We start from the raw sequence: 26,431 nt of genomic DNA, 5'->3' as shown, positions 1-26,431 counted from the left end.
TGGATGTGGGCTGTATTTCGGGCAAGGATATGACAACGATGTCACATCCAGCAAGTCCGTGTGGTAGGATTGCGGACAGGCAGGATACGCCGCGCGATTTTGGATCGGGCGGAACCATGGTATAGCAGACCCGCGTCCGTCGGGCGTGGATACGGGGGAGAGAACAGAACAATGGCGCGCAAGACGATTGATGATGTGGCCGCGCTGGCTGGAGTGTCGATCAAGACGGTCTCCCGCGTCATGAACAACGAGCCCAATGTGCGGCCGGAAACCCGGGACCGCGTGCGGGAAGCGATGGCGGCGCTGGATTATCAGCCCAGCTTGCATGCCCGCAGTCTGGCGGGAAGGCGCTCGAAGCTGGTCGGCCTTGTGTATGACAATCCCAGCGCCAGCTATGTCATGGACGTGCAGAGCGGCGCGATGACCCGCTGCCGGGCGGAAGGGTACCGGCTGTTCATCCAGCCCTGCAACGACATGGGGGAGGATGCCGTTGCTGAGGTTCTGGCGATGGTCGAGCAGACCCATGTGGATGGGCTGGTGATTGCCCCGCCCATGTCCGGCAACGCGAAGCTGCTGCGCGCGCTGGAGCGCCGGAACGTCACCTTCGTGTGCATCGCGCCGGACGATCAGGCGCGGGCCACCCTTTCGGTGATGATGGACGATGAGGCCGCGGCCCGTGAGATGACAGCCTATCTCGTCGGCCTCGGGCACCGGGACATCGGCTTCATCGCCGGCCACCCCGAGCACGTATCGAGCCGCCAGCGCCTGCAGGGTTTCCAGAAGGAGATGGAGAGCCGGGGACTCAAGATCCGTGAGGCATGGATGGCGCACGGCTTCAACACCGTTGCCTCCGGCGCGGAAGCCGGCCGGCAGATGCTATCGAAGCGCGACCGGCCGACAGCAATCTTCGCCTCCAATGACGACATGGCAGCGGGTGTGCTGATGGCCGCCCATGAGCTGGGCGTCAGCGTGCCGGGCGATCTTTCCGTCAGCGGATTTGACGATACGCAGCTTGCAAGCGTCGTCTGGCCGTCGCTGACGACGGTGCGGCAACCAAGCTGCGACATGGCTCATGCGGCGGTGGGGCTGCTGATCGATCGGCTGGCGGGCAAGAAGACCGCCTCTGTGGTGCAGCTGGCCTATGATATGGTGGTGCGGGGCTCCACTGCCGCGCTGCCTGCCGCCGTCAAGCGCCGCGCGCCGCGCGCCGCGGGATAAGGACGCGCCTTCGCCATCCCTTGCTGGTGGGGCGATGGCGCGATACCCTTGTCTGCCCACTGTCGGATGGGCGGGGGATCCGGGTTTGGGTAGGGAGGTTGCACATGCGGCTGACAGTTCCGTCCCTTGCGGTCATGCTGGCTCTGGCCGCTTGCGCCACGCAGGAGGCAAAGCCAGACCCTGCGCTTGCCGCGCCCGCAACCGGCAAGCCGGTTTCCTGCATCAATAAGGACCAGGTCGTCAGTCGCCGCCCGCTGGGGGACAAGGCCATCCTGTTCGAGATGCTGGGCGGCAAGCGCTACCGCAACGATCTCCCTGCCGCTTGCCCGTCGCTGAGCCGCGCGGACATGGAAACCTTGGTGTTCGAGGTGCACGGCAGCCAGTATTGCCGCAACGACAGTTTCCGGGTGGTTGACCCCATGGCGATGCGGTCCGTCGGCATAAAAGCCTTCCCCATTTGCAGGCTTGGGGAATTCACGCCCATCGGCAAAGAACGGCAAAGATAACAGCGTCCCGCTGGGCCAACCCTTAATCGCCTATGGGGATGAGAGCAGCTTCAGGACGGCTGGCTGCTTCCTTCCGATTTGGATAGCTAAAAACCTGCCGATAGGCGCTCAAATCCCTCCGGCGCGATTTCGAGCCGTGCGCGAATCAGCTGATGGGTGTTCGCCTGAGTTCAGGGGTGGTCCACCAGTGATAACCCGCCCCCGTCAGCAGAGCGGCACGCGCCTGATGCGCGGACTATGCCCCGAAGACTATGGATCCGCGCGGCTTTGCGGCACAAACGCCTGTTTGCATTGCCAAAAAGGTTCCTCCCATTAAAGGACTGTTAAGCAGTTTCGGTTCATTTCGCACCCGCACTATCCCGTCCGGCGCTTTCGGACGACGCAATATCAAGTGGGGTTAATTTTGAAGCGACTGGTTTCTGCCTTGGCAGGCCGCAGCGTGGCGCGCGGCCTGATCGCCGGACTTTTGACTCTGGTGTCGCTGTCAGCAATGGCGGCCGACGTGCAGGTTTCCACCTATGATTGGGACCCGGAGCCCATTCCCAACGGCGCTACGGCAACATTCTCGATTGTCGTTGCCAGCAGCGGCGGGTCTGTCTCCGACGCAAAGCTGGCGGTTGACGTCTCCAGCAAGTTCGAGGTCGATCCAGGCAATATTCCAGCGGGCTGTGCGCTGAGCGGCGCGGCGGGAGCGCAGACCCTGAACTGCGATCTGCCCACCCTGGAATCAGGAGGCAGCTACACCTTTAGCTATAGTGCCACCGCAGTCGCTCTTGGATCGGCGAACACCACCGCCACCATTTCCAGCGCCACGGCGGCTGACATAAACACGGCCAATGACAGTCTGACGGTGACCCCAGCCGTGCAGGCGGGCGCTGACCTGACCGTGACCCAGGCAGATAACCTGCCTGACGACACCATCGCTGCGGGCGGCGTCATCACCTATACCCTCACCGCGAACAATGCAGGCCCCGACGCCACCGCGGCCATCAAACTGACGGACAATCTGCCTGCGGCATCGGACTTCGAATACCAGAATGCCACCGGCACCAACTGGAGCTGCGCCCACAGCGGCACGCAGGTCATCTGCACCTATACAGGCCCGGCCATAACCGGCGCGCTGCCGCCGGTCAGCATTTCCGGCAAGGTGGTGCGCCAGACCACCGGCACCATTACCAACGGCGCTTTCGTCACGCTTACCGACTCGCTGGTGGTGGAGCCCAACCCCGGCAACAACGCGGCCGCAAGCCTGACGACCAACATTATCGCGGGCAGCGATATGCGTGTCTCCAAGGACATGCCGGCGATTATCGTTCGTGGCACCGATGCCACCGTGACTCTCGGCATCTATAATGATGGTCCGCAGACCATCTCGGGCGCGACCATTACCGACACCATTGTGAGTAATTTCACGCTTGGCACCATGCCGGCACGCTGGCAGATGGCGACAGCCGGATTTTCTCGATTCCGGTGACCGGGACGACATCGACGACGGGAACCCAGGTCAACACGGTCACCCTCACCATGCCGTCGGGCTACGCCGACGCCAACACGGCGAACAATGAAGCGAGCGCGACCTATCAGGTCGCCGATCCCACGGCGGACCTCTGGCTCACCAAAGCGAAAACGCCCAGCCCGGTTGAGGCCGGCGGCGAGATGACCAGCACCATCGTGGTGCATAATGATGGCCCGTCGGCGCTGGACTACAGTCCCGAAGCGCCGCTGCGCGTGACCGATACCGTCTCGGCGGACGAAACCTACGTATCTGCCGACGCTAACTGGTCCTGCAGCCAGACAGGCAATGAAATTGTCTGCGACAGGGTGGGCACCGGCACGCTTGCCGTTGATGGCACCGTGACGCTGACGCTGAAGACACAAGCCAGCCTCTCCGCCAACGCCACGCTTACCAATACGGCCTGTACCGGCTCTACCGGCAATTCGCTGGCGTTGCCCCTCGATACCAACGCGGCAAACGATTGCTCCGGGGCAGGTGTGCGCGCGACCACCGTGACGACCGATATGACGGTTCTGTCGGAAGTCTCGCTCAGTCCCTCTGGGCCGTGGTCGCAAAGTCCGGCCCTGGTCATCCCCTCGGGCACGCAGGATTTCTATATCCGTCTCACCGCGACCAACCTCGGCACGCAAACTGCGGAAACGGCGTGGGTGACATCCACGCTGACCAACCATCTCAACGACAAGGGTTTCATCACCAGCGTCGCACAGGTGAGCGCCACGAAGGGCAGCGCGGCTTTCGACCAGACCTCGGGCAAGATCAGCTGGACCTTCAACAGTTTTGCCGGCGGTACGAGCGAGACCGCAATTGTGAAGGTGTCGCGGCCGTTCAACAGCGGCTCATTCGAGAACATCGCGCACATCACGTCGCCCGATACGATCGACAGCGACAACAGTAACAACGATTCAACCGCCAATCCTGCCCTCTATACGGTTGATCCCCTGGCTGATGTGGCGGTGACGGACAAGTCCATCGCGCCCGACCCGCTGCATGTGGGCGTGGTGGGCACCTATACCATCAGCCTTCGCAACAACGGCGCGAACCCGGCCTCCGATGTGACGCTGACCGACGTGATCGACCCGTCGCGGTTCGAACTCGTGGGCAACCCCACCAAGACCAGGGGTGCCGGCACCTGCTCGAAGGATGACATGAGCGGGACCATCACTTGTAATCTCGGAACGCTCGCGCGCGGTGAGGCCATGCAAGTGATGCAGGATGTGCGCCCGCGCTTCCCCTTTGGCGGCGAGACGTCGAATTTCCCGCAAAGCCACACCAACACCGCATCGGCGACAACCTCCACCGCTGACAGCGATGCGACCAACGACAGCGCGTCGGTAACGCACCAGGTTACCGCGCCGACCTTCGATCTGGCCATTTCCAATCAGGAACCGGGGGCAAGCTACGATCCCGTGCGGTTCGGCCAGGATCTGGTCTATGATATCCGGGTCTCGAACTATGGTCCCTCGCGGGCCAACGATATCCTCATCACTGACACGCCCGAGCCGCCGGCCGGCTATTCGATGACGTTCGTGAAGGCCGAGATCAATCCGGTTGCGGCGAACGGCGGGATGACGCTTTATACTCCGCCCGCGGCCAGTTGCGCTGAGAGCGGCGGCACGGTGGAGTGCCGGCTGTCGCCCTCGACGGACACGAACTATCTCGATAAATCCCGCCAGGTGATTTTCCGGCTGTATTTCAAGCCGAGCGGCGATGCGCCACCAAATTCGCTGACCTTCACCAACCATGTGAACGTGGTGGCGCGCGAGCAACCTGGCATCAGCACGTCAGAGGCCGATGGCCAGCTTGACAATAACAAGGCGACGCAAACGACGACCGTGCTGCCGTCGGCCGATCTGGAGGTGGTCTCCAAGACTCGCGTCACGCCGGCGCCGGTCAGCGTCAACCAGCCGATCGAATACAGCATCGTCATTCGCAACAATGGCGTCTCGCCCACCACGCAGGTGCAGGTAACGGATACGCTGCCGGCGGGTTTCGTGCTGACAACCCCGGCTCCGACCGCAACAGCGGCGGGCACTGCCAGCGTCAGCAATATTTCCTGCAGCGGCACCAGCACCGTGCTGTGCATTCTGGATGGGTCTTTCCCGGCGGATGGCTCGCCGGTCACCATCAAGCTCTATGCACTGGCCAAATATCCTTACTCGGGGCCGTTCGATACCGACGTCGTCAACACGGCACGCATCGAGTCCGGAAAAGACAGCGATGGTCGTGAACTGAGCCGTGATCCGGATGACACGAACAATCAGAAAACCGCCACGGTTCAAATCTCGGGGTCCTCGATTGCCGGCGGCGTCTTTGCCGATGCCAATCTGGATGCTGTTTTCCAGACCGGCGAAGCCGTTGCCGGTGCGACCGTCACCCTGACCGGAACCGACAGCTACGGCAACGACGTCGGTCCGCTCACCAAGACGACCGGCGCCGATGGGCTTTTCACCTTCACCGGCCTGCCCGCCGGCACCTATCAGATTGTTGAAACCCAGCCTGCAAAGCTGTTCGATGGCCAGGAAACCGCAGGCACTGCGGGTGGTACGGTCAGCAACGACAGCTTCAGCAGCGCCGCGGCGCAGAACACCATTGCGTCTATTTCGCTGGGCACTGCGGTTGAAGCCACCGGCTATCTCTTTCAGGATTTTCCGGGCGGCCGGGTTGAGGGCACGGTTTACCGCGACCTCGACAACAATGGCGCGATCGATGCGGGGGAGGCTGGCGTCGGGCCAGGGGAGTTTTCCTCCACGCCTCACATCCGCCTCACCGGGACCGACTATGCGGGTAACGCAGTCAATCTGACGGCGACGGTCAACAGCAGCGGTCTCTACCAGTTCTCGGACGTGCCGCACTCCGATGCGACAGGCTATACCGTCACCCAGCTCGTGCAGCCCACCGCATTAGCGGATGGCAAGGATTCCAACGGTGCGGGCATTGTCGTGTCCGCCTCGGCTGGCCGCGCCGCGCCGGAGAATATTGTCGTGGGCCCGCTCGCGCCGGGCGCGACGCTCAATAACCGCAATTTCGGCGAGCTGCCCACCTCGACGCTGAGCGGTACGGTCTATCTCGACGTCAACAAGAATGCCGTGAAGGATGCGGACGAGACGACAGGTTTCTCGTCGGCCGTCCTTCGTCTCACCGGCACCAACGATCTGGGCCAGACGCTCGATTGCTCCATAACGACAGGTCCGACCGGCAGTTTCTCCTTCCCGGTCGCCTCCGATCCGGACCCGCTTTGCCATGTGTTGCGGCCGGGCATTTACACGCTTGCCGAAACGCCGCCTTCGGGCCTGACCCACAGCGGCGCCTTCATCGGCAGCGCGGGCGGCGTCTCGGGCGGCGTCTCGGGCGGCGTCAGCGGGGCCAATAAGCCGGCTCCGGGCGAGACGAACACCACCGTCTCGAATATCGTCATCACGGCAGGCACCACCGCTACCCGCTATGACTTCGGCGCAACCGGCCAGGGCCTGAGCGGCTATGTCTATATTGACCGCAACGGCAATGGCGCGCGCGATGCGGATGAGACGGGCATTGCCGGCGTCACGGTCACCCTGTCCGGCACGGCGGACACGGGGCAGGACGTCTGCACGCTCATCGACTGTGATATCGTCACTGACAGCGGCGGCAATTTCCTATTCCCCAACGTGCCGGGCTCTGATGCCACCGGCTACACCCTGACGGAACAGGCGCAGACCAGCGCGCCGCTTTCCGCCTATGCCAACGGGCAGAACAAGGCCGGCACCATCGGCGGGGCGCCCCGCGGTACGGTGCAGGACGATACAATCATCAACATCGTGCTCGGTCAGGGCGAGATCGGCGTGAACTATGCCTTTGGCGAGCGCGCCGCGTCCATGAAGGGTGCCGTTTATATCGATGCCAACGGCGATGGTCTGCGCCAGGCCGGCGAGGCAGCCCTGCCGGGTATCACCGTAACCCTTTCAGGCACCACGCAAGGGGGCGCGGATATCTGCGCCGAGCGAGGCGCGCTTGACCCGGCACTTTCGTGTGTCGTCACCACGGAGGCGGATGGCAGCTATCGCTTCGATGACCTGCCCGCAGGCAACTACACTCTGACCGAGAGCCAGCCGAGCAACTACGCCGACGGGCGCGAAAGCTCCGGCACCCCGGCCGGTACGGTGGATAACGGCAGCTTCGGCAGCGCGCCGGCCACCAACCGGGTGTCGAATATTCCGCTGACTCCCGGCGCGCAGGGCACCGGCTATGATTTTGGCGAAGGCGCGACGACCATCTCGGGCCGGGTTTATCTGGACCGGGCGCGCGATGGCGTTGATGACGGCGAGCCGGGCATTCCGGGCGTTACCGTCACCTTGCGTCAGAGCAGTGCGGTCGTTGATGCTGTGACGACCGGAACCGATGGCGGCTATCGCTTCGGCAACTTGCCGGCAGGCAGCTATACGGTCGAGGAAACCCAGCCTGCGGGCTATGGCTCCTCGACGCCGGACAGCCAGTCGATGAGCATTAGCCCCGGCGCGGGCCAGATTATCGATTTCGGCGAGACCGTCTCGACGCTGGCGGGCTCGGCATTCCTCGACAGCAACGATGATGGCGTCCGCCAGAGCGAGGAGCGCGGGATTGAGGGCGTCACCGTCCGTCTGACCGGCACCGATGCGGCGGGCAAGACCGTCGACCGCACGCTGAAAACCGATGCCAACGGCGACTTCCAGTTCGCGGATGTGCTGGGCGGCACCTACACGCTGGCGGAAACCCAGCCGGACAACTTCAGCGACGGCAAGGATGCTATCGGCACCTCCGGCGGCACCGCCGGCAATGACAGCCTGTCAGGCATTGTGCTGGCCGAAGGAATTGATGCCACCGGCTATGTTTTCGGCGAGCGCGGCCAGGGCCGAGGCGGCAAGGTTTATGTGGACGCCAACCTGAACGGCGCGATGGACCCCGGCGAGCCCGGCATTCCGGATGTCATCATCGAACTGCAAAAGCCGGACGGCACGGTGGTCGAGACCACCCAGACCGGCACGGATGGCAGCTACAGCTTCGTTGATATCGAGGCGGGCGAGTATGTGATCGTCGAGAAGCAGCCTGCCGGCTATGGCGATGCGGCGGAAAATTCCGGGAACCGCAAGGCCCTCGAGATTGGCGTTGGCGGCGAGGCCGCATCCATCAACTTCGGCGAGCGGGCCGGGTCGATCGAAGGCCGCGTGTATAACGACACCAACGGCAATGGCCTGCGCGATGCGGGTGAGCCCATCATTCCTGGCGTGACATTCAGGCTGGAGGGCACGGACGTCAACGGCGATGCGGTCGACCAGACGACCACATCAGGCGCTGACGGGGCCTATCGCTTCACGGCGTTGCAGGCTGGCACCTATCGCATCACTGAAACCCAGCCGGAAGGCTTTGACGACGGCGCGGATACGCCGGGCACCGCAGGCGGTACGGCCACGGGCGATACCATCGCGGGCATCGTGCTTGGCGCGGCCCAGGATGCCACCGGCTACCTGTTCGGCGAGGACGGCGAGGGCGCCCGGCTTGAAGGCCGCGTCTGGCTCGACGTTGACCACGATCGCGTGGTCGATCCTGATGAGCCGGTCCGCGCGAACTGGATCGTGGAGCTGATGCTGGACGGTTCGCTCATCAAGTCGGCGACAACCGGTCCTGACGGCACCTATTCGCTTACCGGCATTGCGCCGGGCACCGGCTACGAACTGCGTTTCCGCAGCCCGGAGAACAGCGCCGTTTATGGCAGCGCGCGCCCGAACGAGAACGGCAGCGAGGCCACGCCCGGCGTAATATCTCCGGCCAATCCCACCGGCGCGCTGGTTGATGGCGGTGTTCTTCGCAATATGACGCTGAAGCCGGGCGCGAACGTGGCGGAGCAGTCGCTGCCGCTCGATCCCTCGGGCGTGGTCTATGACTCCGTTCGCCGCGTGCCGGTGGAAGGCGCGACGGTGCGGTTCACCGGTCCGGCCGGGTTCGATCCGGCGCAGCATCTGCTGGGCGGTCTGGCCAACGTGGTCCAGATCACCGGCGCGGACGGTATGTACCAGTACCTGCTGTTGCAGGGCGCGCCGGCGGGCGTTTACACCCTCGCCGTCACGCCGCCGGGCGGCAGCTACAACCCCATCCAGCCGTCGAGCATCATTCCGCCTTGCGCGGGGCCGCTGGACGTGGGCCCGACGCCGGCTCCGATGCTGATTTCGCGCTATAACGGCGCACCGCCGACCAGCGCGCTTGCCGCCTGTACCACGGGCGGCGACACGACCGCCTATTTCCTGAGCTTCATACTCACCCCCGGCTGGTCGGCCGACGTGCTGAACAACAACATCCCGATCGACCCCATTCTTGAGGGCGCGATCGAGGTCACCAAGACGACGCCGATGAAGGACGTCAACCGGGGCGGGCTCGTGCCGTACACCATCACGGCGCGCAACACGCTGGCGGGCGCGATTACCGGCATTGATGTGGTTGACCGCGTGCCGGCCGGTTTCCGCTACCGCAAGGGCAGCGCCACCATTGGCGGGCTGCCGGTGGAGCCGGTGGACAATGGCCGCCTGCTCGTGTGGCCGAACCAGAGCTTCGCGGCGGGCGAGACCAAAACTCTCCAGCTGCTGCTGGTGGTCGGCTCCGGCGTGGGCGAGGGCGAGCATGTGAACCGGGCCTACGCGGTGAACGCGGCGGTGAACACCGTCGTCTCGAACGTCGCGGAAGCCACCGTGCGCCTGGTCCCCGATCCGGATTTCGACTGCACCGATATCCTCGGCAAGGTCTTTGACGACCGCAACATGAACGGCACGCAGGACGAAGGCGAGCCGGGGCTGCCCGGCGTGCGCCTGGCAACCGCGCGCGGCCTTCTGATTACGACCGATGCGGAAGGGCGGTATCACATCACCTGTCCGATGATCCCGAACGAGGATCGTGGCTCGAACTTCATCATCAAGCTCGACACCCGCACGCTGCCAACCGGCTACCGGATGACGACGGTCAACCCGGAGACGATCCGGCTGACGCGTGGCAAGTTCGCCAAGCTCAACTTCGGCGCGGCGCTTGGCCGGGTCGTGCGGCTGGATGTGAACGGCGAGGCCTTTGAGGGCGAGGCCCTGCGCCCCGCTTTCCTGAAGCAGGTGGATGGGCTGATCGCAACGCTGGCCGAAGAGCCTTCGGTGCTGCGCCTGGCTTATGGCGCGAACGGGGAAGAGGAAGGGCTCGTCCGCCGTCGGCTGCGCGCCCTGCGCCAGGCCATCGAGGAACGGTGGCAACAGGACAAGGAGCGATACAGACTGGTGATTGAGGAAGAGACGGTTGTCTCGGCTGCCGGTCAGCAGGGAGACGTGAAATGAGCCGCCTCACCCTTCGCGCCGCCGCCGTCCTTTCGCTCGGCATTTCGCACCTGGCTGTCAGCGGCGCGCTGGCCGCGCAGGATGCCGAAAAGCACTGCGGCAACGATCAACGCCCCTGCGGCCCGCTCATTGATGACGGCGGCATTCAGGTGCGGTCCGTCGAACCCAACCTCGAACGGGGGGCGGCCTCAGGCGCATTCCGCATCAGCATCGATGGCGAAGGCGGCACAACCGCGGCGGATGCCCAGCGCGCCGCCGACGTGGCGCTCGCCAATGCCAAGGTCGATGTGCAGGTCACGCGCCTTGATGCGCGACCCATGCTCAGCATCGCGCCGGTCGAGCCGGCAACGGCGCCGGGCATGCCGCTGCGGTTCGAGGTGATGACCAACTACGCGGCCTTTATCTCGAAGGCTGAAGTGCGCCTGTTCGGGCCGGACGATTCCAGCGAGGGCACGCCCCGCGCCATTATCCCGGTGCGGTTTGGCGAACCTGTCATCTGGACGCCGGATCGGGCTGAAGACCGGCCGCTGCGTGCGGTACTGCGCGTTTACGACTCCAAGGGCCGCTTCGATGAAACAAGCCCTGCCAGTTTCTCGGTGACATCCGCGCCGCGCGATGCCCTGCGGGACAAGCGCACCGGCCCACTGTTCGAGAACCAGCGCGCGATCGCCAACATCGGCGTTGCCGGAACCGAGGTGACGGTGAGCGGCACGGTTGAGGACACGGCCACCAAAGTGACGGTCTTCGGCATGGATGTGCCGATCGATCGCACGCGGCGGTTTGTTGTCCAGCAAATTGTGCCGCGCGATGCCAAGGCCGTTACGGTTCGCATCACATCGCCCAAGGGCGAGCCGCAGGATATCCGGCGTGCTCTCCCCGAGGCGCAAAGGGACCAGTTCCTTGTCGCCATTGCCGATTTGACAGCCGGGCACCGCAGCTTCGATGCCGCCAAGCTCGAGCTTCAGGGAGAAGACGACGATACGGCCGATGCGCGGCACGATTTTGTCGATGGGCGTCTGGCCTTCTATTACAAGGGAAAGGTCTCCGAGGATTGGCAGCTGACAGCCTCGGCCGACACGGGCGAGCATCCGTTCTCGGATCTGTTCGATAATTTCCTACGGAAGGATTCACGATCCCTGCTGCGGCGGCTCGATCCCGACCGGCATTATCCCATTTACGGCGACGATTCCGTAACGGTGGAGGATGCCCCAACCTACGGGCGCTTCTATGTGCGGGCCGAACGCGACAATGCCGAGGCAATGTGGGGCAATTTCCAGACCCAGTTAACCGGCACCGAGCTGATCCGTTACCAGCGCGGCCTTTATGGCGCGAAGGCGGAATGGCGCAACGAGGACGTGACCTCCTTTGGCGAGCGCAGGACGGAAGTAACCGGCTTCGCGGCCGATCCGGGCACGGTCGGCACGCGCGAGGAATTCGCCTCCACCGGCGGTTCGGTTTACTATCTGCGAAACCAGGATATCGCCCAGGGGTCGGAGCGGCTGTTTGTTGAAGTGCGCGACCGCGATTCCGGCCTGGTGCTGGAACGGCGCGAGCTGATCGCGGCGCGCGACTACGATATCAACTATCTCCAGGGCCGCGTGATGCTGCGCGAGGCGCTGCCGATTACGGCGGACTCCGGCCTCTTCGTGCGGGACTCCTCACTGGCGGGCAATCCGGTCTGGCTGGTGACGACCTATGAATATGTCCCCGGCCTTACCCGCCCGGATGCCCTGACGCTGGGCGGCCGGGCGCAGCAGTGGCTGGGCGATCATATTCGCATCGGCGCGACCGGCTATCATCAGGGCGAGGATCAGGCGTCCCAAGGCCTTTACGGCACGGATCTGCTCCTGCGCTACAAGCCGGGCACATATCTACGCACCGAATATGCGCGGTCGGATGGCGCGGGCGATGGTTCCTTCCTCTCCTCGACGGGCGGCTACGATTTCACGCAGCTGACCACCACCGCGCGCAAGTCCGATGCCTTCACCGTTGAAGGCGCGCTCGACGTGACGGAGGTTTTCGGCGCCAGCGAGGGCCGGCTGGGGGCTTATTGGCGGCGACGGGAACAGGGCTTCTCCGGCCCGGGCGAGCTGACGTTTGGCGAGGGGCTCGATCAGTTCGGCGGCTCGGCTGACGTTCAGATCGTTGAGGGCACGCGCTTCAAGGGCAAGGCGGATATCACGTCCGGCACCATCACGGAGCGGCACGCGATTGAGGCCGGCCTTGAGCACGACCTGAGCAACGGCTGGTTTGGCACCCTGGGCGTGCGCTCCGACAAGCAGCAAGGGCAGGCTACCGCTTACACGCCATATCCGGCCGACCCCGGCTTTACCGGCACCCGTACGGACATGGCTGCCAGCATCGGTTACCGTCACCAGCCGGAGGCCCAGGCGCCCAGCCAAACCGGCGAGCCGGAGGAGAGCGACCGGCCCTGGTCGGTTTCGGTCTTCGGGCAGAAGACGCTGGATCGCGATGGCGGCCGCCGCGCCAATGACCGCTATGGCGTTGGCGGCGATATCCAGGTAACGGACCGGGTGTCGCTGGCGGCGGAAGTGTCCGATGGCGACCTCGGCATGGGCGCGGACACCAAGGCCACCGTCACCATGGGCGACCGGGGCTCGCTCTACCTGGGCTATGCCCTGGCGGCGGAAAATCCGGACGCCTTTACCAGCGGGCGGCTGGGCCGCGTGACCACCGGCGTGCGCCGGCGCATTGGTGACAGCGCCAGCGCCTTTGCCGAAGGTCGCTACGAGCATGGCAGCGGCCCGACCGGCCTCACCCAGGCTTATGGCGTCGATTTCGAGCCGTTGCCCGGCTGGATGCTGGGCCTGCGCTATGAGACCGGCTCGCTGTCCGATGCCCTGGGGGGGCGCATCAAGCGGGAGGTGATCGGCGGCACGGCTGATTACGGCACCGAGCGGCTGCGCTGGAGCAGCGCCCTTGAGTACCGCACGGATGGCAGCGCCACCTATGGGGAGCGCAAGACATGGTCCACGCGCAACCAGGCGACCTTCAAGGCAACGGATGCGCTGCGGCTGTTCGCCAAGGCCAACCTGTCGCTCTCGGAAGAGACGGCCAGCGCCGGCGCGCTGGATGCCGACTATTACGAGTTGGTGGCTGCCGTCGCCTACCGGCCAACCAAGGATGACCGGCTTAACCTGCTTGGTAAGTATACCTACCTTTACGACCTGCCGTCGGCCGCGCAGGTGGACCAGCTGGGGCTCAATCTTGACTACGCCCAGCGCAGCCACATTTTCGCAATTGACGGCACCTACCAGCTGACGCCGCGCCTTGCGGCAGGCGCCAAGGTGGCCTACCGGGTCGGCTCGCTGCGCCCTTCGCGCGATGCTTCCGCCAACTGGTTTTCGAGCGAGGCGGTGTTCTGGGCCGTGCGGGCGGATTATCGCCTGGTCTCCAAGTGGGAAATGCTGGCGGAGATCCGGCAGCTCTCCGTCACCGAGGCGGACGACAGCCGCCTCGGCGCGCTGGTGGGCGTTTACCGGCATATCGGCAACCACCTGAAGCTGGGCGTTGGCTACAACTTCACCGATTTCTCCGATGACCTGTCCGATCTCAGCTACGACGAGCGCGGCGTGTTCATCAACATGATCGGCAAATTCTGAGCCCTAGCCGGAGAGGGCCCACACCGGCAAAAAGCCGCGGCGCAAGAAATTGCCCCGCGGCTTTTTTCGTGGAAAGCGGGCCACCAGAAAAAGGGGCCTTGCGTTGCGCCGTGTGCCGGTTGGCCGGCAAGATGTCTTGACACCGGTTTCCTTCCATCATCAAGATTTGATGGTGTTCAACGGGTCCGCAAGAGGGGGAGGAGCCGTCCGTGAAGCATCCATTATTTATTGCGCCGCTCATCTGGCTGCTGGCCCATTCGCCCGCTGCCGCGTCGCCTGCACAGATTCCGGCCTTCCCCGGCGCGGAAGGCGCTGGGCGATTTGCGCTCGGCGGCCGTGGCGGCCGGGTTATCAAGGTGACGACGATTGCCGATAGCGGTCCGGGGTCGCTTCGTGCCGCAATCGAGGCAGAGGGCCCGCGCACGATCGTCTTTGCCGTCTCCGGCACGGTCAAGCTGGAGTCGCCGCTCGTCATTCGCCACGGGCGCGTCACCATTGCGGGCCAAACCGCGCCGGGGGACGGCATTACCTTGCGAGATCACAATCTCGAGGTCGCCGCCGATGATGTAGTGATCCGCTATATCCGCGCCCGGCTGGGGGATGAAACCCACACCCAGAGCGATGCCATTTCGGTCACGGCGGGGCGGCGCATTATTCTCGACCATGTCTCGGCCAGCTGGTCGGTGGATGAAACGCTGTCCGTTTCCGCCAACTACAAGCAGCCAGGCCAGGGCTTCTACGATGTCACGGTGCAGTGGTCGATCATCGCGGAGTCCCTGCGGAGGGCCGGCCACGTCAAGGGAAACCATGGATTTGGCAGCCTGATTCGCGGCGGGCGTGGGGTGCGGATCAGCTTTCATCACAATCTCTGGGCCAACCATACGGCACGGATGCCGCGCCCCGGCAATTATGATGGGCCGGAGATTGACAATAAGGGGCCACTGTTCGATTTCCGCTCCAATGTTTTCTACAATTGGGGTGGCACCCATTCAGGCTACAACGCCGACAAGGCGACGCTGGCCCGCTATAATTTTGTCGACAACGCCTACGTGCCGGGACCGGACAGCAAGGGGCGGATCGCCTTCAAGGAATCCAATACCCTGGCTCACGCCTGGTTCGCCGGAAACAGCATGGATGGCGTCATCCCCGATAATCCGTGGAGCCTGGTTGAGGGGGCGGACAGGCCCGGCTACCGCCTCGCCGCGCCGGTGGACGTGGCGCCGGTCACGCCCGATCCTGCCCCGAGCGCCTATGAGCGCGTGCTGGCTCACGCCGGGGCTTCCCTTGCCCGAGATGCGGTCGATCGCCGGGTGGTAGAAGGGGTGCGCCACCGCACGGGACGCATCATCGACAGTCAAGGGCAGGTCGGCGGCTGGCCCGTGTTGCGGAGCGCGCCTGCCCCGCAGGACACTGATAATGACGGCATGCCAGATACATGGGAGCGATCCCACGGCCTCGACCCGATGCGGGATGATAGCGCGGCTGATAGAAACGGGGACGGATGGACCAACCTTGAGGATTACCTCAACGGGCTGGTTCGGTAGAGTAACGAAAATTGGCGGGCAACTGGCGCCTGCGCCGGGCAGTCGAGCAATAATATAACAAAGTCGCAAAAAATTTAGCGCCTTATGTCCAGAAGGCGTTGCTAAGGCTGCCCGAATCATGATACCGCTACCATAAATGATACCGGTGTCTTAAAAGAACACCGGGGCAAGATGGCAAAAGCCACTGCAGCGGGGAGGGAAAAACATGCCAATGCGTGTCTGGAATCCTTTTTGTAATCAGCGTCTCGCCTAACCGTACCCGACGATGATGTTCAATCGTCGCGAGGCCCTGTGCGGCCTCGGGGTTGCGCTCGCGCTGCCGATGCCGGCAGGCGCGCGCACTCGCCCAGTGTCGAAATTTGATGCGGTGGTTCGCAAGGGCGGGTCCGGCTCGGTCCTGCCGAGCCTTGCCGCTGCCCTGGCCCTGGCGGAGCAGCGGCCGGAGCGGCCGTTCCGCATTTTACTCGGTAACGGGGTGTGGGAAGAAAAGCTCACGGTTCGCACCCCCGGCCTCGTGATCGAGGGGGAGAGCCGGAACGCTGTTCTGTCCTATGGCGCTGCCGCCGGCCTGCGGGATCCGAGTGGCAAGCCGTGGGGCACGTTCGGCTCGGCAACGCTCACCATCGCCGCGCCCGATGTTGCGCTGATCGGCCTGACAATCCGTAACAGCTTCGATTTTTTGCAGGATCGTCTCACCGGGGCGAGCGGCGGCGCGCAGGCCGTGGCGCTGGCGCTCGGGGCCAATGCTGACCGCATATTGGTGCAGAATTGCGATATCGCGGGCTATCAGGATACGCTCTATGTCCGCGAGGGACACGCCCTGTTTCAGGGCTGCCGCATCTCCGGCGGAACGGATTTTATTTTCGGCGGGGCCAGCGCGCTGTTCCGGCAGTGCGAGATCATCTCTCGCGCCGTGCCAGGGGCTGAGGTGCAAGGCTATATCGCCGCGCCCAGCACCCATGAAAATCAGAAGTTCGGGCTTGTGTTTTCCGATTGCCGTCTTGTGCGCGAGCCGGGTGTTCCGGATCGCTCCGCCTATCTGGGGCGGCCCTGGCGGGCGGGAGGAAACATGGCGCTCACCGGGTCGGCCGTGTTCCTTAACTGCTGGATGGACGCGCACATCAGGCCCGAGGGCTGGAGCGCGATGGGTTATCGCGGGCCCGATGGCGCTCGCCGGATGCTCGAGCCGCAGGAGGCGCGTCTGTTCGAATTCGACAGTCGTGGCCCCGGCGCAGGCGCGGCAAGCCTGACCCGCCGATTTTTAACCAACGATGCGGCCAGAAAATACACCACGGCCGCAATTCTGGAAGGCTGGCAGCCTGCTGCCGCCGGCACAAGCCGATAACAACATGGGGGAAACATGAGAAAGTCGGTAAATCGTAAGGGCGTTTTCCTGACGGGCGCCTCCGTTGGCGCGCTGCTGATAACCGCGCTGCCCGCGCTGGCGCAAGATGCCGCAGGCGCAGGCGGGGATGCCGCGCCGGTGGAGGAGCTGGTTGTCACCGGATACCGCGCCTCGCTGCGAAGCGCGATCATCGAGAAGCGTGAGGCAACCGTCCAGATCGATGCCATCAACGCGGAAGACATCGCCGATTTTCCTGATACCAACCTGGCGGAATCGCTGCAGCGCCTGCCTGGCGTCTCGATCGACCGCGACAACGGCGAAGGCCGCACCATCACCGTGCGCGGCCTTGGCGGCGATTTTAACCGCACCCGGCTGAATGGTCTGGAGGCGCTGGCGACGGCCGGTTCCAACGATGCGGGTACCAGCCCCAACCGCAGCCGCGCGTTTGATTATAACACCTTCGCCTCCGAACTGTTCAGCTCCCTGAAGGTGCAGAAAACGCCGTCCGCCGAAACGGACGAAGGCTCGCTTGGCGCGACCATCGACCTGCAGACGGGCCGCCCGTTCGATTACAAGGACAGCGCCTTCGCCCTTTCAACCGAGGGCAGCTATCAGGACAACAGCAATAAATGGAGCCCGCGCGTCGCGGGCCTCGCCTCGACACGGTTCATGGACGACCGCATGGGCTTCCTGTTCTCGTTCGCCTACAGCAAGTCGCAGAACCAGATCGACCAATACCGCCGGGGCGTCGGCCAGTCGGACTATACCTACCGCGGTTCCACGTGGGCAGGGGACGAATTTCCTGCACGTGCGGGCTTTGCGGCGCCTGTCGGCACGGACTTCGGCTCGGCCATCACCAACCCGGATGCCATCGAGCAGCTGACCGGTTCCGATCCGGTTGCCTATGCCAAGCTCTATCCCGGCGCGCCTGATCGCTACAACGACTCCCTCGTCCGCATTCCGGCGCTGGCCTCGGTCGAGCAGCAGGATGTAAGGAACAACCGGCTCGGTCTCACCTCGTCCTATCAGTGGCAAATTTCAGATCGCACGCTGCTCAGCATTGATGGCGTCTATTCGCGCTTCCGCAACAAGAGCACCTATAATCAGGTCTCGTCCGTCGGCCTTAACCGCAACAACACCAATGCGGTTTACAACACGGCCGGGAACAACCTGTCGCCCACGGATGCGCGCAAGCTCTATCCGGGGCAGTGCACGGCCGCTCCGGATTCGGAGCTGCGACCCTCACAGGACTGCGGTGAGGAACTCTACGGCTCGACGCCCGCCTTCTCGACGGCGCTCAACGCCAACAATGAGCTGGTGGCGGCGCAGCTGGGCACCAACATCTTCAGCACCAACCCCTACAACCTCGACCCCTATGACTATTACAACAACCCGAACTCGGTGGGGTACATTCCCTCCAGCAACCGCCTGGCCTTTCGTGGCGCGCTGATCGGCCGCCCTGCCGTTGAAGTGCTGGACGCGAACGTCACCAACGGCCTTGCTGATTACCTGGTCATGCGGAACGTGGACTTCCGCTCGGCGGCCGACCAGAATTCCTACACCACCAAATTCCGTCAGGGTTCGATCAACCTCCAGCACGAGTTCAGCGACACCTTCCGCGTCGAAGCTCTTTACGGTCAGTCGCGGTCGACCAACGTCAGCCAGGGCCTGCTGGTGGAGTTCAACCGCATGAACTCGCAAGGGCTGTTCGTTTATGACGAGCGGGGCGGCGGCGACATGCCGGTTATCGATTTCGGCTTCGATGCAGCCGACCCCAACAACTGGGAAACGGTGAAGGGCTTCTCGGGCATTCGCCATTATCAGCGGACCGTCACCAACACCTACGACGGCGGCAAGCTCGACTTCGACTGGCAGTTCGACGACCGGTTCAACCTGGGCTTCGGCGCGAACCTGCGGGAGTTCAATTTCAAAACCTCGCTCTACGAGCGGAACAACGATCTGCTTAACCCGACGCTGAAGGAAGCAGGCGTCGATACCGCAGACGTGAGCAAGGTTGTGGAGTTCGGCCAGGGCCTGAAGGTGCCCGAAGGCACGGTCGGCAGCTTCGTGGTGCCGGATATCGACAAGTTCGACGAGCTGTACGACTTCACCTGCAACTGCATCAACAAGTGGGGCGATTGGCGGCTCACCAACAAGCGCAACGGCGGCCGCGAGAATTTCGCTGTGCGCGAGCGTGACACCGGTTTCTATGTCCAGCTGGACTTCGACATGGACCTCTTTGGGCGCCCGCTGCGCGGCAACGCAGGCACGCGCGTTGCGATCACGGAGGTGCGCTCGCAGGGCAACACCCAGGCGGGCAGGCCCATCGTCGGCAAGAACAAATACACCGACTGGCTGCCGTCGCTGAACCTGGCGTACGAGCCGATCGATGATGTGCTGGTGCGCTTCGGCGCGTCCAAGGTGATGGCACGCCCGCTGCTCGGCAATCTGTCACCCACCATCACCTCCATCAGCGTGCCCAACACCGGCGAGACGACCGGGGCGCGCATGACCATCGGCAACCCGCAGCTCAGCCCCTTCCGGTCGACCAATTTCGATGTCAGCGTCGAATGGTACTTCGCGCCGGGCGGCCTGTTCTCCATCGCCGGTTTCTCGAAGGACATCGGCAGCTTCCCGCAGACCATCATTTTCTCCGCGCCGCTGTCGACCTTCGCCGATGCGGAAACCATCGCGGCCATCCGCGAGCAATACACCAACCAGAACCAGCTGGATTATATCGACAACGACTACGAGTTCGCGGCGCGCCAGTACCGCGATGCGCCGGGCGGCTGGCTGCGCGGGTTCGAGATCAGCTTCCAGCAGGATTTCACCTTCCTGCCGGGCTTCCTCAAGAACTTCGGCGCGCAGATCAACTACACCTACATCAAGTCGAAGATGACCTACATTCTCGACCCCGGTTCCGAGACGGTGCCGCAGACGACCGGCAAGGCGCCCTTCCTCGGCGTCTCGCCGCAGGCGCTCAACGGCACGCTCTACTATGAAACCGACAGGTTCCGGGCGCGCGTCTCGGTCGCCCACCGCAAGGGTTATGCGCGCACCTATCCGATCGCCTCGGGCTCGTGCAACCCTGGCGAATGCGACAGCCCGCTGATTAACGACTTCAACTACAGCCGCGCGACCACCAACGTGGATGCCTCGGTCAGCTATAAAGTGTTCGAGAATCTCTCGGTCACCGTCGAGGGTCTGAACCTCACCAACCAGACCACCAACCTCTACTCCTACGAGGGGCAGAACGTCGTCAGCCAGTATGCAAGCTCGGGGCCGATCTACCGGATCGGCATGCGGGCCAAGTTCTGATGAAGGGCGTCATCCACCATCGGGTCAGCCGCCGCGCCGTTCTGGCCGGCGGCCTGGCGACCCTCGCGGTGCATCGGGCTGTGGCGGCAGAGCTGCCACGGCTCTATGGCCCCGCGCCGCTATCCGGCGACAGGCTGGACCCACGGGGCGATGACAGCGGGCAGATCGTGCCCGCGCCGCCGCCCGGCTATTGGCCCTATTCGGGCCTCAGCGGGCCGGGCCGCCCGTCGACCGACGCCAGCGCGTCCGGCGGCTGGGTCTCCGGCCTGCCGGATGTGCGCTACAAGGGCCCCGTGCCGCGCCGCTATCCATGCGCGCCGTGGGACAATGCGGATGCCGGCACCGCCGTCAAGGCCGGGCTCCTGCCGCATATCCGCCCGCTGCACGATGTGCACATCCGCGACACCATCGTGTGCCTCGGCGGGGATGGCGCCTACTACATGACCGGCTCCACCGGCGACAACATCTGGGCGATGAACGATGGCGTCGAGCTGTGGCGCTCGACCGACCTGTTTAACTGGGAGTATCTCGGCCTCGTCTGGAGCATCGAGCGGGACGGGGGATGGGAGAAAAACTGGCGGATGCGAAAGGGCGTGCCCTTCCGCGCCCTCTGGGCTCCCGAAATCCACTATATCCGCGGCAACTATTACATCTGCCACAGCATGAGCCGGGCCGGGCTCGCGGTGCTGAAAAGCACCACCGGACGCGCCGAAGGGCCATATGTTCACGCCTTCTCGCCCGACAAGCCGCTGCGCCACGGCATCGACGCGACGCTGTTCGAGGATGACGACGGCTCGGTGTGGCTGACCTACGGCTCGGCCGACGAAATCGTGCGCCTGAAGGACGACCTCAGCGGCTATGCGGAGGACTGGCGGCCGGTCACGGCGGCGGAATACGACACCGACCCCAGCCATCACCGCGCCCAGTGCGCGGAGCGCGATTACAAGCACCTCGGCTATGAGGGCGCGACGCTGTTCAAGCGCAATGGTGTCTACTACCTCGGCGTCGTTGACCGCTACGAGGGGCGCTATTCCTTTGCCCTCTGGATGGCCGATAAAATCACCGGCCCCTATCGCAACCGCCATGAAGTGCCGGATTGCGGCGGCGGCAATTTCCTGAAGGACGCCAGGGGCAACTGGTGGGTCACCTGCTTCGGCAACGGCGAGACCTCCCATTTCCGGGAAAAGCCGGGTCTGGTGAAAATTGATTTCGCGCCCGATGGCCGCGTCGTTATTGCGCCGGACCAGCCCTTTGCCATTCGCACCGAAGGGGGCGCGGCATGACGGAATGGACTTCCCTCACGCGGCGGGATGCTGTCGGCGTGCTGGCGGCGGGCACGCTGGCGCTCGCTGCCGGGCGGGCGCTGGGGCGCGCGGCTCCGGCCGCCTCGCACCATACCCTGTGGTATCGCCAGCCCGCGAAGGAATGGGTGGAGGCGCTGCCCGTCGGCAACGGGCGCATCGGGGCGATGGTGTTCGGCGGCGTCGAGCGCGAGCGGCTGCAGCTGAATGAGGACACGCTCTGGGGCGGCGGGCCCTATGATCCGGTCAACCCGGAAGCCATCGCCGCCCTGCCGCAGGTGCGCGAGCTGATTTTCGCAGGCAAGTTCGCCGAGGCAGAGCAGCTCGCCAACGCCAAGGTGATGGCAAAGCCCTTGCGGCAGATGTCCTACCAGGCGCTGGGTGATCTGTTCATCGAGCTGGTGGGGGCTGAGGGGCAACCGGTCACCGACTACCGCCGCGAGCTCGATATCGATGCCGCCGTCGCCACCACCCGGTTCGTGGCAGGCGGCGTTGCCTATGAGCGGCGGGTGGTGGCCTCGCCCAAGGATCAGGTCATCGCCGTTGAAATCCGCAGCGAGGGCGACCGGCCGTTCGACCTGGCGCTCTCCATGACCTCGCCGCAAAAGGCCGCGTCCGTCGCGGTCGAGCGCGCGGACACGCTGGTGCTGTCAGGCCGGAACAATGGCGAGCACGGCATCGAAGGCGCGCTGCGGTTCGAGGGGCGGGTGCGCGTGCTGGCTCCCGGCGCAGCGCTCAATGCCGAGGGCGGGCGGGTGCGGGTCAAGGGCGCGCGCAGCGTTACCATACTCGTCGCCATGGCGACCAGCTACCGCCGCTTTGATGACGTGAGCGGCGATCCCGCCGCCATCACCCGCGCGCAGATTGAAAAAGGCGAGCCAGCGCAGCTTCGCGCGGATCGCTGAGGAGACCACCGCCGCGCACCGCGCGCTGTTCCGCCGCGTCGCCATCGACCTCGACACCACGGCGGCCAGCCTCCTTCCAACCGACGAGCGCGTGCGCCAATCGGAAAGCGTGGACGATCCCGCGCTGGCGGCGCTCTATTATCAATATGGCCGGTATCTGCTCATCTGCTCCTCCCGGCCGGGCAGCCAGCCCGCCAACCTGCAAGGCATCTGGAACGAGAGCATCCGGCCCCCCTGGGGCTCGAAATACACCATCAACATCAATACCGAGATGAACTACTGGCCCGCCGAGCCGACCAACCTTGCCGAATGCGCCGAACCCTTGTTCGCCATGGTGCGGGATCTGGCGGAGACGGGCGCGCGCACGGCCAAAACCATGTACGGCGCGCGCGGCTGGGTGGTGCATCACAATACAGACCTGTGGCGGGCGACCGCGCCCATTGATGGCGCGAAATTCGGCCTGTGGCCCACGGGCGGCGCGTGGCTCTGCACCCACCTGTGGGATCACTACGATTACAACCGGGACAGGGCGTTTCTCGCCAAGGCCTACCCGCTGATGCGCGGCGCGGCGCTGTTCTTCCTCGATACGCTGGTTGTTGACCCGAAAACCGGCTGGCTGGTCACCAACCCGTCCCTGTCGCCCGAGAACGGCCACGGCCACGGCAGCTCGCTCGCCGCAGGCCCCACCATGGACATGCAGATCCTGCGCGACCTCTTCGGGCAGATCATCGCCGCCTCGGAAATCCTCGGCACCGACCGGGCGTTCGCAAAAGAGGTGGAGGCTGCCCGCAAGCGCCTTGCGCCCTCGCGCATCGGCAAGCAGGGCCAGCTGATGGAATGGCAGGAGGATTGGGATGCAGACGCCAACGACCTGCACCACCGCCACGTCTCCCACCTCTACGGGTTGTTCCCGAGCTGGCAGATCAGCGTCGATGCCACGCCCGAGCTGGCACAGGCGGCACGCCGGTCGCTCGAAATCCGCGGCGACAAGGCGACCGGCTGGGCGACCGCTTGGCGCATCAACCTGTGGGCGCGGCTGCGCGACGGCGACCGGGCGCACAGCATCCTGCGCTTCCTGCTGGGGCCGGAGCGCACCTACCCGAACCTGTTCGACGCCCACCCGCCGTTCCAGATCGACGGCAACTTCGGCGGCACGGCGGGCATCACGGAAATGCTGATGCAGAGCGACGGCACCGGCATCCGCCTGCTGCCCGCCTTGCCGGGCGCATGGCCCGCCGGGTCCATCACCGGCCTTCGGGCGCGGGGCGGCTGCACGGTCAGCCTCGGCTGGAACAACGGCCAGCTGGCGTGGGCGCGCATCGGCGCAACCGTCGCCACCCGCCAGCAGGTGCGCGCGGGCGCGCGCGCGCTGACCCTCGATCTCGCGCCAGGCCAGACGGTGGAGCTGACCGGCCCCGACCTGCGGATGAATTAAGGAGTACATCCATGAACACAGCAAAACCGCTCGCAGTCCTGCTGGCGTCCCTCGCCATAGCCTTCTCGGCCGGGGGCGCGGCGGCGCAGCAAAGCGCGCCCGCTGATCCGCCGGTCAAGCCGATCCGCCCCTCCAAGATTATTCTTGTCGGGGATTCAACGACAGCGGTTCACGGCGGCTGGGGCCCCAGCTTCTGTGGCTATCATGTCACCTCGTTTGCCGCCTGCCTCAATCTGGCGCGCGGCGGGCGCAGCACCAAGAACTACCGGGCGGAAGGCTCATGGGATGTGGCGCTCGCCGAGATGAAGACGCCGGGTTACGTCAACACCTGGGTGCTCATCCAGTTCGGGCACAACGACCAGCCGGGCAAGCCCGGTCGCTCGACCGACCTTGCGACCGAGTTTCCGCAAAACCTGCGCCGCTATGTGGCCGAGGTGCGGGCAACCGGCGCAAAGCCGGTGCTGCTGACGCCGCTGACCCGCCGCATCTTCAAGGACGGCACGCTTCAGAACGATCTCGCTCCCTGGGCCGAGGCGGTGCGCAAGGTCGCCGCCGAGCTGAACGTGCCGCTGGTGGACCTGAACGCCAGAAGCGCCGCCGCAGTGCAGGCCATGGGAACGGATGCCGCGAACCGCTTCGCGCAGGTGCCGCCGCCGCCCGGCGGCAAGGGCACGGAGAAGACCGCCGTACCGGCCGCGCCGCCCGTGGCCGCGCAGAACAACGCTGCCGTCGAGCCGATGGGCCGGGCCAAGCTGTCGTTCGACTACACCCACCTCGGCCGGGAAGGGGCGGATTACTTCGCAAAAATGGTGACGATGGAGCTGGCGACGGCCGTCCCCGAGATGCGGCCGCTGCTGGTGCCCTGACCGGTTTTCGCTCCCTTTTCTACGACTTCCTCCCCTGACACACTTGGAGTGGCCCATCTTGCGCGATGGCGCCGCTCTTTTTATGAGCAACATGGGCGCTGGAAACCGTAGCGCCGTTCAGAACAGCCGGGGAGGCCAGCGTGGAGCCAAGATCCAGCCGACGCGGACGTCGGACCTCGACGATCAACGACGTGGCCCGCCATGCCGGTGTTTCGCCGATGACCGTCTCACGGGTTATCAATGGCGAGAGCAACGTCCGGCCGGAGACGCGGGAGCTGGTGGAAGCCGCCATCCGCGCGCTGAACTACGCGCCCAACCCAGCGGCGCGCAGCCTTGCCAGCGCCGGGCTCATCCGCATCGGCCTCCTCTACAGCAATCCGAGCGCCGCTTATCTCTCTGAGTTCCTCGTCGGCAGCCTCGACCAGTGCCGCCGCCACAACATCCAGCTCGTCGTTGAGAAGTGCGAGCCGGAGACGGACGAGCAGGCCGTGGCCGAACAGCTCATCGCCAGCGGTATCGACGGGCTCATCCTGCCGCCGCCGCTGTGCGACGAGCCGGAAATGCTCGATCTCGTCATCCGCACCCGCACCCCGGCGGTCGCGGTCGCGCCCGGCGTGCCGAACCCCGAGGTGTCGGCGGTCAGCATCGATAACTTTGAAGCGGCCCTGACGATGACCCGCCATCTCATCGAGCTGGGCCACCGGCGCATCGGCTTTATCATCGGCCACCCCAACCAGGGGGCCAGCGCCCGGCGTCTCGACGGCTATCGCGCGGCACTGGTGGAGGCCGGGCTGGCGGTGGATGAAAGCCTCATCACCCAGGGCTATTTCACCTACCGCTCCGGGCTGGACGCCGCCGAGCAGCTCCTGCGCCTGCCGACGCCGCCCACGGCCATCTTCGCCAGCAACGATGACATGGCGGCGGCGAGCGTCGCCGTCGTCCACCGCCACGGCCTCGACGTGCCGGGCGACATCACCGTCTGCGGGTTCGACGATACGGCGCTCGCCACCACCATCTGGCCGGAGCTGACCACCATCCGCCAGCCGGTCACCGAAATGTCGCGGGCAGCGGTCGATCTGCTCCTGCAGGAAATCCGCCAGCTGCGGGCGAAGGAGCAGGTGCAGCCTTCCCATCTTTTGCTCGATTTCGAGCTGATCCGGCGCCAGTCCGACGCCATCCCCCGGCGGCCCAAGGCCGCCCGGAAGGCGGCACCGCGGAAGGGGTAAAAACAGGGCGTCGGTTTCAAGAAAGATGAAAGGGGGATTTATCCCCCTTTCGATCCCCCATTCGTTTTAACGGGCCGCACCCGGTCCCACTGGCGTTACCTGCTGGAAAAAAGGACGCGGTCCGATCATTCTCATTTTGTTATTGGGACGCGTATCGGGCGGGCGCTAGAAGCACGGCCCGCAAAACGAATGGGAGTGCAGAGGGACCCAAGTCCCTCTGCAAAAAACTGTCCGAACTTGCCCCAAAAAAAGAAACCGCAGCCGGGGGAGGTTTCCTGCGGCTGCGGTCAAGGGAGAAGTTCGATCACTGAT

General features: G+C 64.7%; 13 protein-coding genes. All 13 read left to right on the top strand.

The window, feature by feature from the left end; translation table 11 throughout:
• Window positions 1-171 precede the first annotated feature (171 nt).
• The 13 genes from L0C21_RS13365 to L0C21_RS13305 all read left to right on the top strand — a co-directional run bounded on the left by L0C21_RS13365 (window position 172) and on the right by L0C21_RS13305 (window position 26,119).
• The gene (locus tag L0C21_RS13365; protein ID WP_259278942.1) at window positions 172-1,218 is read left to right on the top strand and encodes a LacI family DNA-binding transcriptional regulator; all 1,047 of its coding nucleotides are present in this window, start codon (window positions 172-174) and stop codon (window positions 1,216-1,218) included.
• A gap of 104 nt (window positions 1,219-1,322) precedes the next feature.
• Window positions 1,323-1,724, top strand: a complete 402-nt coding sequence (locus L0C21_RS13360) for a DUF6491 family protein (protein ID WP_259278941.1) — start codon at window positions 1,323-1,325, stop codon at window positions 1,722-1,724.
• A gap of 424 nt (window positions 1,725-2,148) precedes the next feature.
• Entirely contained in the window at window positions 2,149-3,198 is a 1,050-nt protein-coding gene (locus tag L0C21_RS13355; RefSeq protein WP_259278940.1) for a DUF11 domain-containing protein, read from the top strand.
• Window positions 3,195-10,556 carry an SdrD B-like domain-containing protein gene (locus L0C21_RS13350; RefSeq protein ID WP_259278939.1) on the top strand — a complete coding sequence of 2,454 codons (7,362 nt, stop codon included), beginning with the start codon at window positions 3,195-3,197 and terminating at the stop codon, window positions 10,554-10,556. The genes L0C21_RS13355 and L0C21_RS13350 overlap by 4 nt, the downstream gene beginning before the upstream one ends.
• Entirely contained in the window at window positions 10,553-14,179 is a 3,627-nt protein-coding gene (locus L0C21_RS13345; protein WP_259278938.1) for a hypothetical protein, read from the top strand. The genes L0C21_RS13350 and L0C21_RS13345 overlap by 4 nt, the downstream gene beginning before the upstream one ends.
• A gap of 209 nt (window positions 14,180-14,388) precedes the next feature.
• Window positions 14,389-15,723: a pectate lyase gene (locus tag L0C21_RS13340; protein WP_259278937.1), complete on the top strand. Its 1,335-nt coding sequence runs from the start codon at window positions 14,389-14,391 to the stop codon at window positions 15,721-15,723.
• 349 nt (window positions 15,724-16,072) lie between these two features.
• Window positions 16,073-17,068 carry a pectinesterase family protein gene (locus tag L0C21_RS13335; RefSeq protein ID WP_259278936.1) on the top strand — a complete coding sequence of 332 codons (996 nt, stop codon included), beginning with the start codon at window positions 16,073-16,075 and terminating at the stop codon, window positions 17,066-17,068.
• 15 nt (window positions 17,069-17,083) lie between these two features.
• On the top strand, window positions 17,084-20,386 hold the full coding sequence (locus tag L0C21_RS13330; protein WP_259278935.1) for a TonB-dependent receptor: 3,303 nt from the start codon (window positions 17,084-17,086) through the stop codon (window positions 20,384-20,386).
• A complete protein-coding gene (locus L0C21_RS13325; RefSeq protein WP_259278934.1) occupies window positions 20,386-21,669 on the top strand; it encodes a family 43 glycosylhydrolase in 1,284 nt (427 codons plus the stop codon). The genes L0C21_RS13330 and L0C21_RS13325 overlap by 1 nt, the downstream gene beginning before the upstream one ends.
• Window positions 21,666-22,592: a glycoside hydrolase family 95 protein gene (locus tag L0C21_RS13320; RefSeq protein ID WP_259278933.1), complete on the top strand. Its 927-nt coding sequence runs from the start codon at window positions 21,666-21,668 to the stop codon at window positions 22,590-22,592. The genes L0C21_RS13325 and L0C21_RS13320 overlap by 4 nt, the downstream gene beginning before the upstream one ends.
• The gene (locus tag L0C21_RS13315; RefSeq protein ID WP_259278932.1) at window positions 22,552-24,027 is read left to right on the top strand and encodes a glycosyl hydrolase family 95 catalytic domain-containing protein; all 1,476 of its coding nucleotides are present in this window, start codon (window positions 22,552-22,554) and stop codon (window positions 24,025-24,027) included. The genes L0C21_RS13320 and L0C21_RS13315 overlap by 41 nt, the downstream gene beginning before the upstream one ends.
• An 11-nt stretch (window positions 24,028-24,038) precedes the next feature.
• On the top strand, window positions 24,039-24,893 hold the full coding sequence (locus L0C21_RS13310) for a rhamnogalacturonan acetylesterase (protein ID WP_259278931.1): 855 nt from the start codon (window positions 24,039-24,041) through the stop codon (window positions 24,891-24,893).
• Window positions 24,894-25,033: 140 nt separating this feature from the next.
• Window positions 25,034-26,119 (top strand): LacI family DNA-binding transcriptional regulator, encoded by a 1,086-nt coding sequence (locus L0C21_RS13305; RefSeq protein WP_259278930.1) that lies wholly within the window; start codon window positions 25,034-25,036, stop codon window positions 26,117-26,119.
• The last annotated feature ends 312 nt before the right edge of the window (window positions 26,120-26,431 follow it).

The sequence above is a fragment of the Pedomonas mirosovicensis genome, assembly GCF_022569295.1.
Lineage (GTDB): Bacteria > Pseudomonadota > Alphaproteobacteria > Sphingomonadales > Sphingomonadaceae > Pedomonas > Pedomonas mirosovicensis.
The sequence above is the reverse complement of the archived record's forward strand: the minus strand, read 5'-3'. Positions and strand labels throughout refer to the sequence as shown.